Here is a 13,378-nt window from a genome sequence, read left to right on the forward strand (position 1 = left end):
ATCGGCGTGGCATAGTGTATCCGGCCTGACAAGGGGGTGTCAAGGGGTTCAGCCGAATTGTTGCCAGCCAGATTGAGCGTAAAAGGCCGCAGATACGGCGATGAGGCTCACCAGTAGAAAGATTATAACCATCCTGCGGTCGTTCAGCGTGCTCCAGCCGAGCGAGTTGACACCGGCGTAGATTAATGCCCCGGAGGCTAAAAACACCAGCGCCCCTGCCTGAGGAAATCCATGGAACAGAATGACCGCGCCAGCGGCCAGGCACAAGCCGGCGGCAACAAGCTCGGCGAGAATGTGGAAAACGATATAGCCGCCGTTGACTACAGTGCGAAAGCCCCGGGGCAGCCGACCCGAAGCCCAGTAAATCAACCAGTAGGCCGGAATGCCGGCACCGATTATGACCATCAGGATGGCGAGGATGAAGTCCATCGTCCCAGGCTCGATCTTTCCTCGATGGAGGAGTCAATACTCCGTGTTATAATGGGGCACTAAACTAGGAGATGTCAATGGTTCGACCGATAGAAAAACGCACCCTTAAAAGTTTTTTCTGGCTGACCTTAGCCGGGGCGTTCGGGGGCTTCATGATCGCTATTCCCGGCATACTTATCGGTTCGAGGGTCCTTGCCGATAACAGTCTAGGCGGTTTTGAAGACCTGGTTGGCGCCTTGATGGGTATGGTCATCGGGTATCCCATCGGCGTAGTGCTGGGCATTCTGGTTTTCAGCAAGGTTTATAAATACCGGGGCACGATCTGGCTGGCGGTGTTAGGCGCAATAATCGGGCCGCTGATCATCCTCGGGTTAGCAGAGCCGCTCAACCTCAACGTCAATCCGGATGTCCTGCTGGGGAGCTATTTTCTGGTTACCGCGCTGTTGTCTTCAGCCGGATTCCATCTGATAAAAGCGTGATTGAACAAACCAGTGTTCTTGAGCGCGAGAAATAACTGGAGGCGACGACCGGATTCGAACCGGTGAATAGGGGTTTTGCAGACCCCCGCCTTGCCACTTGGCTACGTCGCCGTATCGAATCAGCCTGGAAAGCTGAATGTTTGAAAAGATGGAGCGGAAGACGAGGCTCGAACTCGCGACCTCCTCCTTGGCAAGGAGGCGTTCTACCACTGAACTACTTCCGCCCGTGACCGTTTTCTTTTTACACAGGTTGGTGCCGAGAGGGAGATTTGAACTCCCACGAGCTCATCACTCACTAGCCCCTCAAGCTAGCGTGTCTACCATTCCACCATCTCGGCCGCTGGCAGGAGTGGAAGGATTCGAACCCTCGACCGGTGGTTTTGGAGACCACTGCTCTACCAACTGAGCTACACTCCTACAACCACGATGTAGGCGCGGGTAATTAGCATAGCGTAAGCTCTTCGCGGTTGTCAACGGCCGGCGGCCGGCACGGTTGAAGCTTTTCCTATTTTATTCCCGCGGTAGAACTGCGGTATGACCAGCAGCGCCGCGATGGAGGAAAAGACCATCGCCACCCACATAACCGCCGCTGCCTGGATATGAATCAGCAGGGGCGAGAAAAAGAGCACCGACAGCCCCAGGGAAAGCCCAAAGGCGTTGGCGAGCACCGGCCGAGATACCGAACTGATGGCTGAGGCGACGGCTTGGTTTTCCGTCAATCCGGCTCGCCGGAAATAGTAGATACCGGAAATCAGGTGTATGGAATAATCCACGCCGACTCCGATGACGATAGCGGACAGGTTGGCGGTAAGAATGTTCAGATTGAAGCCGCTGACGACTAGGAAGGTCAGCACCACTCCGATGGTTAGGACAATGGGCAGCATGCCGACCAGGGCGGCCTTTAAACTGCGCAGGCTGATCACCAGCATCACAAAGACCAGCGCCAGCGCCAGTCCCAGGCTGCTTATCTGGCTGTTGACCACGATGCGGTTGAATTCATCAAAAAGCATCGGCATCCCGGTTAGAACCTGGACCGCGGGCTCGCCGGCAGTCCAGGTCTTGATATTCTTGATCTCATTAGTTTCAAGCCCGACCGGACGGACCAGCAGGCGAAAACCATTCTGGTTTGCCCAGGCTTTCATGCCATCTTCGCCAAGTTGGCCGATAAAAGCCTGAACTACCGCGGGGTTCTGAGGATACCCTGCGATGCCGGTAGTCATTCGGTTAAATCCGACGGCCAGATCGAACACCGATATCACGCTTTTAATGCCGGGCTGGGCTTCCAGCTGCCGTTCTACCGCCAGTAAACGGGCAGCCTCCACCGGGTTAAACAGGGCAGCCGAACCGTCGGAAGAAACCATCCGGCCGATTAACGGCTGGGCGCTGCCGAAGGTGGTTTCAATCCGCGCCGAAGCCTGGCGGATCTCGGAACTTTCTTTAAAAAACATCAACTGGTCGGACACGACCTCAAGCTTCGGGATAAACACCGCGGACGCGATTATCACGGCGACGCAGCCCAGGATGATAGGTACCCGGTGGGTTGAGGCTTGATTTATCATTTGCCCGAGCCTTCGGGATTCATCCGGCGGATGGACGGCTGAGATCTTCAGGTGGGAGATGAGCGCCGGCAGGAAGAAGATGGCTAGCAGACCCGCGTATCCGATACCCAGGGTAACGAAAATACCCATCTGGCGCATGGGTATTGCTTCGCTCCAGATGAGGGAGGCAAAACCGGCCATGGTTGTCAGTGTGGCTAAAATAATCGGCAGGCCGACCATTTTCAGGGTCAAACGGGTGGCTTCCATACTGTTCCCTGATTTGGCGAGGTTTTCCTGAAAATGGCTGACATAGTGCAGGCCGTAAGCCGACCCCATGACTATAATAAAAATTGGACTTATGACCGTGACCAGTGACAGCTCATGGCCGCTGTAGAAGATAGTCCCGAAAGTCCACAGGGCGCCGAAAGCCGCGGGCAGCATGGCCAGGGGCGTCAGCCGTTTGTGTCTCAAGATGAAATAGAAAACCAGCAGGATCAAGCCGATAGCGAAAGGCAGCAGGATAAACAAAATATTAGCCAGATAGCCGACAATGGTATCTTTTATTACCGGATTGCCGGCTATTGACAGCCGAAGTCCCGGAAAATCATCTATAGCGTGCCTCAAGCTATCGACAACCGGACCCGAATCCGCTCCGACCTCCAGGCCGACCACTACCACCGCGCTTTTACGGTCAGGGGAGAGAAACTGGTCGGTTAAAAAATATCGCTCGTCGATAAACCGGCCCAGGGCTTCGGCGTTGGATTGGATGAACTCGGCATCGACCGGTAAGAGGAGAGAGCCGGACAGCATCTGGGCTGGGATGTAGCCCTGGACCTGCTGAACGTCAGGAATCCGGCTACTCTGGGATTGAAAGTCAAACACCGCCAGCAGATTATCCCGTTCCAGAAGGCTCGCATCGCTTTCCACCAGCACGGTTACCGCCTCGCCGGTGCTGTATTCGACATTGAGTTGATGGTACGCAGCAACCTCCGTGTTGTCTGCATCGAAAAAATTGAGGAATTCGGTGTCCAGGCTGAAGCGGAAGAAGGACAGCAGCGCCGCCAGGTTGGTCAGGGCGACAATGGCGATGATGATTGTAGGGCGTCGGGTAACAAATCCGGCGATTTTATCCATAAGCATTGCCCCTTTCTAACTCGCGGCGGCGTTATGTCCGAAGATTTCAGGAATATCAGGCCGCAGACCGACCATTAAATTATCGATAAATTCATCAATAAATTGGTAACCAGTTAGTGTCTGCAGAGGAAAAACGTTTTCGCTGAACCGCAGCATGATAATGGTGGTGCTCAGGGCGCGAACGGTGACCTCGGTATTGTGCGGCCGCAGCCTGCCCATGAGCACTTGCCGCAGAAAATAACCCTGGATAACCGGCAGTCCCCGCTGGATCATGCCTCGCCAGGCATCGGCGACGGATCCGTTTGATGTGCCTTCCCGCAGAAAGATGCGCACCAGATCCAGACGCTCGCCGAGCAGGTCGTAGAAATGCCTGGCGAGTTTTCTAATGAATTCGGCAGCCGGTAAGGCTTCGTATTGTTCGATAAAACGGCGGACATCGCCGATTGGCCCGAAACGCTCTACTACAGCGTTAAGCAGGTCTTCTTTACTGGGGAAATAATGGTACAACAGGGCTGGCGAAACGTCGGCGGCGGCGCCGATATCCTTGATGGTCGCTCGTGAAAAGCCGAGTTCGGCGAATACCCTCAACGCAGCGCTGACCAAACGCTGCCGGGTGGCCTCGCCCTTTGTAATCCTGCCGTCGGTCTTGTCGGGGCTCATAATTGACTGAGTAGTCAATTAATTATGTCACCAGATCAAGAATAAAACAAGACCTTGGGGATAAAAAGTTTATGTAAACGGCGGATCAGCCGCCCGGCGCGGCGATTCCGCTCAGAGTATTTTCCACCAAATGGGAGATGAACTCATCGGGGCGTGTCCGGTTGGGGAACGCGGTCGCGGTGCCCCGGAGAAGGACAATGGTATACGCCAGGGTCCGGGCTGAAACATCGGTGTTGTGAGGCCGCAGTTCGCCCAGTATAACCCGTTCGTCAAGGTAGTTCTGGAACAAGGAGATGCCCTCGTTCATAATGCCACGCCATATTCTTGGTACAATGGGGTGGCTTTGCGTTTCGTGGAAAAATATGTTCATCAGGCTCTCTTTTTGACCTAAAAGCTCGAAGAACTGTTTTCCCACCACCTTAAGAACTTTCCGGGCCGGCTCATTGTGGAGAGTGCTGAGCAGGGTTTTAAGTTGGGGCATGAAGCTGTGGCGCTCCACCACCGCTTCCAATAGCTTATCCTTGCTCTTGAAGTAGTGGTACATCAGTCCTTGAGCGACGCCGGCGGCAGCGGCCAGTTCGCGAACCGAGGTTTTGTCAAACCCTTTTCTGGCGAAGACCTGAAGGGCGGTATCGATGAGTTGCTGGCGGCGTTCTTCAGCCTTTTCGTCGCGCCAGGTTGCGCGTCGGGGGGTTTCAGGTTTCATTGAATGTTCACTCATCGGCCGGATTATATTAGGGGGTGGTCAGGGTGTCAAGGCTTGCTGATCTAATAACTGTGAATAAAAAAGCCGAGCGTTGAGACGCCCGGCTTTTTGAATGCTTGTTCTAGACTTGTTAGGCTTTGCCGATTTTGAACATCTTGGTGCCGCAGACGGGGCAAACCCCTTGAGTAGCGGGCCGGCCGTTCTTCATGGTGATGGCCTTGGCGCCCTTCATCACTCTCTTGGTGCGGCATTTCATGCAATAACCTTCCATCAAATAGCCTCCTTCGCAGATTTGAATATACGATAGCCCAAGCTAACACGATTGTCAAGACGTTTGAGGGAAATATTTTTATAGCTGAGTCGAGGCATTTTCTCCGCTCAGGCGACGGTTGGAAGAACTCCGATCAATTCCAGACCCTTGATGACCATGTTCACCGCCAGAGCCGCCAGAAGAAGGCTGAAAACACGGGAGACAGCACGCAACCCGCCCCGGCCCATGACCCGCATGAAGAAACCGGCGGCGACAAATGTGGCCCAGGCGATAAATATGTTTAGCCCGAAAGAGATAAGTACTATGTAGAGGTCGAATTGGGTTGACAGCAGCAGGAGGGTGGTGATTGTCGCCGGGCCGACCGTTAGAGGGGTGCCTATCGGGACCACGGCCACCATTTCTTCTTTGATAGCTTCAACCATATGCCCGGTGGTCATATAACGGACAGCGAAGATCATCAGGATTATCCCGCCGGAAATGGCGAAGGCGCCGACGGAGATGTCCATGGCACTCAGGATGAATCGGCCCAGGAACAAGAAAATCAGCCCGACGCCGGCAGCGGTAACGGTAGCCAGGTTTATGATCCGGCGGCGTTCTTCCCGGGTGGAATCTTCGGTCAGCGCGATGACAAATGGCAGATTGCCGATGGCATCAATGACGATGAAAAGGGGGACGAAGGTAAGGAGGAAGGGCTGCCAGAAATCGGCCATCAGATAGACGTAAAATCCTTCCGGGCGGGATCGATTCTCATTATATTCCGGTTCGCGGAAGCTTTACAACCGAATTAAAAACGAGGCTCAATAGTACCGCGGGTGACATTCGACAGTGGCAGCATTATGGTCCTGCCAGGTTTGCGATTCAAATAACTTTTGGTGTACTCGCTGGGGAAAGAATAGACAACTTGAACCCTGGGATGTTCAAGCCAGAAGACGAAGATGCCGACTGTTTGCGGTTTGGTGCCGAACGGCCCGATGATCATGTTGGCGGTAGTTTTGAACTCCTCGTATATCGATTCAAGCGTGTTTCTGATGTGGTATGGCGAGTCGGCAGCCACCTGTCGGATTTCCACATTGGGCTGGGCTAGTAAAACCTCGTTATTTTTTTCGGCGTAGCGCAGGTATTCGTCGTTGCCATCCCTGGGCGTGGTGATCAGGCAAATAGTGCGTACGGGGTTGAATTGCTTCCAAACGGACAGTGAACGTTCAGCCTCGAAGCCTAAGAACAGAACCAACACCGTTTCTTTTTCTATCGAGAAGGACCCGAAGAAATTGGCGATGGTGGTGATCTGGTGGACGCCTTGAGTGAGACGCGACGGGGCGTAAGTTTGAGTGGTATGGATGATCCGGGGCAATCCCATGTTCAACTCGGCCACCAGGTAATGCAGCAGGCCGAGCAGGTAAACCTTGGAGAATCCGGAGATGTCGAGGGTGATGAACGGCTCTTCGATATCCTTGGGACGGCAGCGTTTCCAAATGGCCTTGAGCTGATTTATGCCTTCAACCGGGTCTTCACGCTGGCATCGGATAACAAAAACTCCTTCGGACGTTTTACGTGAGAGTACGGATTGGATTTTCAGTAAATTGGCGTCTATTGCCGGCTGGTATCGGGATTCTTCAATGACGAAGATGATGGAGTAACGCACCCTGAAGTTCCCGGAGAGGCGTTCTACCGCCGAAATGCTCCGATCTTCGAAGGAGGCGCAGCAGATCAAAAGGTCGTCCGCGCCGTACTCGTTCAGCCGGCCCAAACTTTCGACAACAATGGGTTCATCGGCAGTCCGCATGCGGCGTTCACCCGTTCCGGAAAATCATCGCCAATATAAGACGCTCAAAATTAAAAGTCAACCTGACCAATCGTTGCGCTTGCCTCGTTTAAGTATGAGGCTAAGTTTGTTGCTATAATACACCCATGTTGTTTTTCGCCTACGGCGCCGCCCTGTCCCGCCGATACATGGCTGAACGTTGTCCCGGATGCAAACCAAAGGTATCAGCCACCCTGCCGCACTATCAATTAACCTTCACCGGATGGTCCAGGGTTTTCCGCGGCGGAACGGCGTCGCTCAAGCCGCTGCGGGGATCGCAGGTCAAAGGCGGCATCTACGAGGTTCCCGAGGCTTGGCTGAAAAAGCTGGATGCCGCCGAAGGCTTCCCGGCGCAGAACGCTAAAATAAACCTCCTGGTAAACACCGAGACTGGTGAATCGCTTAGTTGTTTCACCTATGTAGCGGCGCATCAGACCGCCGAGAGCAAGCCGGCCCCGGAATATCTAACGATATTACAGCAGGGCTATCGAGACTGGGGGCTGGTGTAGGCTGAAATCTGGATTTCACTTACGCAATCTGAAACGGATTTGAAAATATTTGCCGCCGCAAAATAATTCCTAAGGCATCACCCGGGAAATTCACCCTGCTACACGGCTGAAATCATATCCTTTAACGGCTGCTCATCAATCACCGGACCAACCACCGACAGACGGAGCTTTTCCGTTCGGATGAGGTCTTCGGCCAGGTTCCTGAGATCGTCAAGGGTAACCGCATCGATTTTGTGAATGACGTCCTCCGGGGTTAAAACCTCGCCGGTCAGTATCTCTTGGCCGCCCAGCCAGGAAGCTACATGCCGGGAGTCCTCCAACCGCAACGCCAGCCGGCCCTTGGACAACTCCTTAGCCTTTGATAATTCGTGAGGCGTTAAAGTTGTTTTCAGTAAATCGAGTTCTCTGATAACAGCGCTGACAGCCTTTCCCAGGTTGGACGGGTCGACGCTGGCGGCTACGGTCAAGGCTCCGGTATCCTGCAGGAAATCGGTGTAGCTGTGAATGGCATAAGCCAGTCCCATCCTGTCGCGGATCTCGGTAAACAGGCGGCTGCTCATACCTTCGCCCAGTATCACGTTCAGGAGGCTCTCGACATAACGGCGGGGATCCGCGATGGACAGCGCCGGCAGGGCAAGCAGGAAATGGTCCTGCTCGATATCGCGCTTCTCCACTACCAGGCGGCGGCCGTTGGCCGATACAAACGGCATGAAGACCGGTGCCGCCGCGACAGGCTGCCAGGCGCCCATTTTGTCATTGACTACGGCGATAACGTCCTGATGGCTGACACCGCCGGCTATGGCAACCACGGTGTTACCCGGAAGATAATGGCGGCCCATATAGTCCAGCAGATCATCTCGGGAGACAGCGTTGACTGTGTCCTCGGTGCCGGCGATATCTCGGCCCAGCGGATGATCCGGCCAGAGCACGGTGTCGACCAGTTGACAGGCTTTCTGGTCCGGCTGATCCTCCGACATGTGGATTTCTTCCACAATGACCTGGCGTTCTTTTTCGATGTCGCCGTCGTCGAAGCGTGAATGGAGCAGGATATCGCACAGAGTGTCAAGGGTGGACGCGAAGTGGTCACAGGAGGCTTTAGCCCAGTATACCGTGGTCTCACGGTCGGTGCCGCCGTTAAGGATGCCGCCGACTCCCTCAACGGATTCAGAGATATCTCGCGAAGTCGGCCGTTTCTCGGTGCCGCGGAAGAGGACGTGTTCAATGAAATGAGAAATTCCGGCCTGTTTGTCCGTCTCGTATCGGGATCCCGTGCCTACAAAGATGCAGATGCATGCCGAGCGGGTGTTGGGCATTTCCTGGGTCAGCAGCCTGAGGCCGGATGGGAGCACTGTCTTCTGGAACATTATTGAACCTCTAAGGAGATTTTACCTTGTTAACTTCTAGTAACAAAATCGGATAGATTGACTGACGGCTGGGGCGGTTGGTGCTGTAACAGAATTATATTTGTCGAAGGTTATCTAATTGGGGGAGAATGAAGTTAGTGGCAAGCTGGGGTAGATATCCAGGTCCAAGCCTGACCGCTCCCCTTTTGCCAGGTGAAAGCAGCCGCAGCTGGCGATGAAGGCGGCGTTGTCGGTGCAGAGTCTTAACGGGGGGATAAGCACCGGCAGCGGTGAGTCGGCGAGAAATTTCTGCCGCAGGCGGGAGTTGGCGGCAACACCGCCCGCCACAAGAATCTGGCGCACGCCCAGTTCCTCGGCCGCGGCGACCGTCCTTTTGACCAAGATACCCACCACGGCTTCCTGAAAGCTGGCGGCGGCATCGTTTGGCGAATCAATCTGGGCTGTTTCAGCCAGCCGGTAGAGGGCTGTTTTAAGCCCGGAAAAGCTGAAATCGAAACTGCCGCGGATGATATTGCGGGGCAGCCTGAGGGTCGGTCTCCCCAGGCCGGCGGCTTTTTCGACCGCAGGACCGCCGGGGTAACCAAGGTTCAAGAGTCGAGCGGCTTTGTCGAAGGCTTCACCGGCGGCATCGTCCCGGGTACGGCCGACCAACCGGTAGTCGCCGTGGCCTGTCATCAGCATCAGGTCGGTGTGGCCGCCGGAAACGATGAGCGCCAGCGCCGGGAACTCCGGAACGCTACCCGTCAGCCAGTTGGCGTAAATGTGTCCCTCAAGGTGGTTGATGCCAATCAAGGGTTTATCCAGAGCCATGGCGAGAGCTTTGGCGAAATTGACGCCTACCAGAAGCGACCCGGCCAGTCCCGGGCCGCAGGTTACCGCCACGGCGTCGATTTCGGCCAGTTTCATCGAGGCGCCGTCCAGGCATTTTGCCACCACCGGCGCCATCGACAGCAGGTGCTGGCGGGAGGCGACTTCGGGCACCACGCCGCCGTACCGGGCGTGGATATCTACCTGGGAAGCCACCTCGCTGGCGATTACACTTATCCCGTCTTCGACGATGGCGGCCGCCGTTTCGTCACACGAACTTTCGATGCCTAATACCCGCATGGGCGTATTATAGCAGACCAGATACCTGGCAGACCTGCAGTATATATAGCTATAACATACATGATATCTTAGTATTCAGCGAGAAAAGGCGAAAATACTTGCAAAAAGGCTATGGAAATTCCTGTGAACAGGTATAAATCGTTGCCGAATGCCGCAGAATGGGTTGCCGTCGTCGGAGACATAGGATATTATTGGTGATGTTAGCAGTCTCGGGCTGAGACTGCTAAAAAATTGAGTAAAAAGAGAGAAAAGAAGGAGGCATTCATGGCAATCAACGTGCAACCGCTGCAGAACTTCATCCTGGTTAAACCCGGCAAAAAGGAAGAGATGCGCAGCGGCATCGTCATCCCGGACACCGCTCAGGAAAAAGCCCAGGAAGGGCAGGTAGTCGCCGCCGGCCCCGGCCGTCTTGGCAAGGACAACACGCGCGAGGTAATGGATGTAAAAGTCGGCGATTATGTGATCTATCCCAAATTCGGCGGCACCGAGATCAAGGTCGAAGGCGTAGAGATGATCATCATGCCGGAAAATCAAGTTCTGGCCAAGAAAATCTACTAAACGGCAACGAGAAAGAGGATAAGGAGAAAAAATGGCGAAACAGATCATTTTTGGCGATCAGGTTAGGAAATCCCTGCTCAAGGGTATCAACACCCTGAGCGACACCGTGAGAGTGACCCTCGGCCCTAAAGGCCATCCGGTTGCCCTGGCTAAGGCTTGGGGAGCCCCCACCGTCATTGACGATGGTGTGACCATTGCCCGCGATATCGACCTGCCGGATCCTTTCGAGAACATGGGCGCCCAGATTGTCAAAGAAGCGGCTTCCAAGACCAATGACGCTGCCGGCGACGGCACCACCACCTCCATCATGCTTGCCCAGGCTATTATCAACGAGGCGTTCAAGAACATCACCGCCGGCTCCGAGCCGATCGCTTTGAAGCGCGGCATCGAGAAAGCAACTGAAGTAGTTGCTAAAGAGCTCAAGAAAATGTCCACACCTATCCGCGGCCGGGAGCAGATTGTTCAGGTCGCCACCATCACGGCTAAGGATCCTGAAATCGGCGAGCTTATCGCTGATGTCATGGAGAAGGTCGGCAAAGACGGCGTTATTACCATCGAGGAATCTAAAGGCCTCAAATACCAGACCGACTACGTCGAAGGCCTGCAGTTCGATCGCGGTTACATCTCCGCCTACTTTGTGACCGATACCGGCCGCATGGAAGCCAACCTCGATGAGCCGATGATCCTTATCACCGACCGCAAGATTGAGACCATGGGCGACCTGCTGCCTGCCCTGGAGAAGATTCTTCAGTGGACCAAGACCCTGGTTATCATTGCCGAGAACGTCGAGGGAGAAGCCCTGGCCACCCTGGTGGTCAACAAGATGCGCGGCAACTTGAACGTCCTGGCTGTCAAAGCCCCCGGTTTCGGCGATCGCCAGAAGCAGATGCTTGAAGACATCGCCGTCTTGACCGGCGGCCGCGTCATTTCCAAGGAAGCCGGACGCAAACTCGAGTCGGTCACCGAAGAAGATATGGGCCGCGCCCACCGCGTGACCACCAACAAAGACAAAACGGTCATCATTGACGGCGCCGGCACCCCCGAGGCCATCAAAGACCGCATCAAGCACATCAAAGCCCAGATCGACGAGGTCGAGAGCGCCTTTGACCGGGAGAAGCTGCAGGAGCGGCAGGCCGCTCTGGCTGGCGGCGTGGCCGTCATTGCCGTGGGCGCAGCTACCGAGACCGAGATGAAAGAGCGCAAAGCCCGCGTCGAGGATGCCCTGGCCGCTACCCGCGCCGCTCTCGAAGAGGGTATCCTGCCCGGCGGAGGCGTCGGTTTGATCAACGCCCTGCCCGCCCTTGACAAATTGAAGCTGCAGGACGACGAGGAGACCGGCGTTTTGATCGTAAAACGCGCCCTGCCGACCCCGGTCCGGTGGATTGCCAATAATGCCGGCCGCGACGGTTCGGTCATCATCGACAAAGTCCGCACCTCACCGCCCGGCGTCGGCTACAACGCCGAGACCGACGAGTTCGGCAACATGGTCGAAATGGGCATCATTGATCCTACCATGGTGGTCAGGTCTGCTCTGGAAAACGCCGCCTCGGTGGCCAATATGGTCATCATCACCAACTCCCTGGTGGCGGATATCCCGGAGAAAAAGGTTGAGGCTCCGCCCCCGTCCGAGTACTAGCAAATATAGACTCCTTTCAGAAGAGAGCCGCCCCTTAAGGCGGCTCTCTTCTTTGCCCCGAAAAATGGAATCAGCGATTACGACAGCCGATTCCGATCCGCTGAATTGAAGTAATGACGGTGTAACGATTGTCCAGTCGTTAAGATCGCGATATAATTATGCGTTGTACTTAAGTATTAGGACTGTGAATGCACGAACTGGCGGTGACCCAGAGCCTTCTTGATATCGTTCTCAAAGAAGCCGGAAAAGCCGGCGCTATAAGAGTGAACACTGTTACCCTGGTCATCGGTGAACTTTCCGGCCTGGTTGACGACTCTATCCAGTTCTATTTCGACTTTATGACAAAAGGTACAATCGCCGAGGGATCTAAGCTTCATTTCAAACGTGTCTCCGCCAGAATGAAATGCCGCGCTTGCGGTGAAGAGTTCATCACCACACCCAACGAGTGGATTTGCCCCAAATGCGGGCAGTGGCAGGCGGAGGTCATAGCCGGCAAAGAATTTTATGTCGATTCGATCGAGGTGGACGATGCAGATAAAAGTACTTAAGGACATAATGGCCGCTAATACGGCCACCGCTGACGTCAATCGCGCCCGCCTCGATAACCATGGCATTCTGGGAGTCAACATCATGGCTTCGCCCGGCGCGGGGAAGACCACGTTTATCTTGGCTACGATCGACGGATTTCGACCCGATGCTCGCGTCGGCGTGATCGAAGGCGATATCGCCTCCCAGATAGACTCCGAGAAGGTTGCCCAGAAAGGCGCGCCGGTAGTGCAGATCAACACCGGCGGCGGTTGCCATCTGGACGCTGGGCAGGTCTCCGCCGGCCTGGATAACCTGCCTCTAGAAAATATCGATGTACTCTTCATCGAAAACGTTGGCAATTTGGTCTGCCCGTCTGAATTCAAACTCGGCGAGCACCTTCGGGTAGTCCTGCTCTCCGTGCCGGAAGGCGACGACAAACCCTTCAAATACCCCGGCATGTTTGCGTCAGCGGATGCCGTTGTCGTCACCAAGACAGATATTATGCCCTACTTTGACTTCGATCTGGGTAGATTCACCCAGTCGGTCGAAGGTCTGAAACCAGGTATCCGGGTCTTTCCCCTCTCCGCCCGAACGGGGGATGGCTTCAGCGACTGGATTGCCTTCCTGAAGTCATGCATACAAGGACGAGGCAGTTAAC

15 protein-coding genes and 4 tRNA genes are annotated in these 13,378 nt (G+C 55.0%); 6 read left to right on the forward strand and 13 right to left on the reverse strand.

The window, feature by feature from the left end; translation table 11 throughout:
- Window positions 1–48 precede the first annotated feature (48 nt).
- The gene (locus tag ABV300_RS01425) at window positions 49–429 is read right to left on the reverse strand and encodes a hypothetical protein (RefSeq protein WP_353714789.1); all 381 of its coding nucleotides are present in this window, start codon (window positions 427–429) and stop codon (window positions 49–51) included.
- A 77-nt stretch (window positions 430–506) separates the two neighbouring features.
- Between ABV300_RS01425 and ABV300_RS01430 the strand changes: the two genes are divergently transcribed.
- A complete protein-coding gene (locus ABV300_RS01430) occupies window positions 507–908 on the forward strand; it encodes a hypothetical protein (protein ID WP_353714790.1) in 402 nt (133 codons plus the stop codon).
- A 36-nt stretch (window positions 909–944) separates the two neighbouring features.
- On the opposite strand, the gene ABV300_RS01435 is transcribed toward ABV300_RS01430, so the two are convergent.
- From ABV300_RS01435 to ABV300_RS01480, 10 genes are all read right to left on the reverse strand, one after another.
- A tRNA-Cys gene (locus tag ABV300_RS01435) sits at window positions 945–1,019 on the reverse strand.
- Between the two features lie 38 nt (window positions 1,020–1,057).
- A tRNA-Gly gene (locus ABV300_RS01440) sits at window positions 1,058–1,132 on the reverse strand.
- Between the two features lie 27 nt (window positions 1,133–1,159).
- Window positions 1,160–1,246, reverse strand: a tRNA-Leu gene (locus ABV300_RS01445).
- 3 nt (window positions 1,247–1,249) lie between these two features.
- Window positions 1,250–1,325, reverse strand: a tRNA-Trp gene (locus tag ABV300_RS01450).
- Between the two features lie 53 nt (window positions 1,326–1,378).
- Window positions 1,379–3,580: an MMPL family transporter gene (locus ABV300_RS01455; protein ID WP_353714791.1), complete on the reverse strand. Its 2,202-nt coding sequence runs from the start codon at window positions 3,578–3,580 to the stop codon at window positions 1,379–1,381.
- 15 nt (window positions 3,581–3,595) lie between these two features.
- Window positions 3,596–4,240, reverse strand: a complete 645-nt coding sequence (locus ABV300_RS01460) for a TetR/AcrR family transcriptional regulator (RefSeq protein WP_353714792.1) — start codon at window positions 4,238–4,240, stop codon at window positions 3,596–3,598.
- A gap of 85 nt (window positions 4,241–4,325) precedes the next feature.
- Window positions 4,326–4,946: a TetR/AcrR family transcriptional regulator gene (locus ABV300_RS01465; protein WP_353714793.1), complete on the reverse strand. Its 621-nt coding sequence runs from the start codon at window positions 4,944–4,946 to the stop codon at window positions 4,326–4,328.
- Window positions 4,947–5,076: 130 nt separating this feature from the next.
- Entirely contained in the window at window positions 5,077–5,217 is a 141-nt protein-coding gene (locus ABV300_RS01470; protein ID WP_165802795.1) for a DUF5679 domain-containing protein, read from the reverse strand.
- Window positions 5,218–5,324: 107 nt separating this feature from the next.
- On the reverse strand, window positions 5,325–5,927 hold the full coding sequence (locus ABV300_RS01475; protein ID WP_353714794.1) for a MarC family protein: 603 nt from the start codon (window positions 5,925–5,927) through the stop codon (window positions 5,325–5,327).
- A 74-nt stretch (window positions 5,928–6,001) separates the two neighbouring features.
- Window positions 6,002–7,000: a hypothetical protein gene (locus ABV300_RS01480; RefSeq protein ID WP_353714795.1), complete on the reverse strand. Its 999-nt coding sequence runs from the start codon at window positions 6,998–7,000 to the stop codon at window positions 6,002–6,004.
- Between the two features lie 125 nt (window positions 7,001–7,125).
- Between ABV300_RS01480 and ABV300_RS01485 the strand changes: the two genes are divergently transcribed.
- Window positions 7,126–7,527, forward strand: coding sequence for a gamma-glutamylcyclotransferase family protein (locus tag ABV300_RS01485; protein WP_353714796.1), 402 nt, complete (start codon window positions 7,126–7,128; stop codon window positions 7,525–7,527).
- Between the two features lie 98 nt (window positions 7,528–7,625).
- Here the strand turns inward: ABV300_RS01485 and ABV300_RS01490 are convergent, their stop codons facing one another.
- Both ABV300_RS01490 and tsaD read right to left on the reverse strand, forming a co-directional pair.
- A complete protein-coding gene (locus ABV300_RS01490) occupies window positions 7,626–8,891 on the reverse strand; it encodes a pitrilysin family protein (protein WP_353714797.1) in 1,266 nt (421 codons plus the stop codon).
- Window positions 8,892–9,005: 114 nt separating this feature from the next.
- Window positions 9,006–9,998 carry a tRNA (adenosine(37)-N6)-threonylcarbamoyltransferase complex transferase subunit TsaD gene (gene tsaD / locus ABV300_RS01495; protein ID WP_353714798.1) on the reverse strand — a complete coding sequence of 331 codons (993 nt, stop codon included), beginning with the start codon at window positions 9,996–9,998 and terminating at the stop codon, window positions 9,006–9,008.
- 264 nt (window positions 9,999–10,262) lie between these two features.
- Between tsaD and ABV300_RS01500 the strand changes: the two genes are divergently transcribed.
- The 4 genes from ABV300_RS01500 to hypB all read left to right on the forward strand — a co-directional run bounded on the left by ABV300_RS01500 (window position 10,263) and on the right by hypB (window position 13,377).
- Entirely contained in the window at window positions 10,263–10,556 is a 294-nt protein-coding gene (locus ABV300_RS01500; RefSeq protein WP_058438276.1) for a co-chaperone GroES, read from the forward strand.
- A gap of 31 nt (window positions 10,557–10,587) precedes the next feature.
- The gene (gene groL, locus ABV300_RS01505) at window positions 10,588–12,192 is read left to right on the forward strand and encodes a chaperonin GroEL (protein ID WP_353714799.1); all 1,605 of its coding nucleotides are present in this window, start codon (window positions 10,588–10,590) and stop codon (window positions 12,190–12,192) included.
- Between the two features lie 188 nt (window positions 12,193–12,380).
- Window positions 12,381–12,740: a hydrogenase maturation nickel metallochaperone HypA gene (gene hypA / locus ABV300_RS01510; RefSeq protein ID WP_353714800.1), complete on the forward strand. Its 360-nt coding sequence runs from the start codon at window positions 12,381–12,383 to the stop codon at window positions 12,738–12,740.
- Window positions 12,721–13,377: a hydrogenase nickel incorporation protein HypB gene (gene hypB, locus ABV300_RS01515; RefSeq protein WP_353714801.1), complete on the forward strand. Its 657-nt coding sequence runs from the start codon at window positions 12,721–12,723 to the stop codon at window positions 13,375–13,377. Before hypA ends, hypB begins: the two co-directional genes overlap by 20 nt.
- Window position 13,378 lies beyond the last annotated feature (1 nt).

The organism is Dehalogenimonas sp. 4OHTPN, assembly GCF_040448695.1.
Taxonomy (GTDB): domain Bacteria; phylum Chloroflexota; class Dehalococcoidia; order Dehalococcoidales; family Dehalococcoidaceae; genus Dehalogenimonas.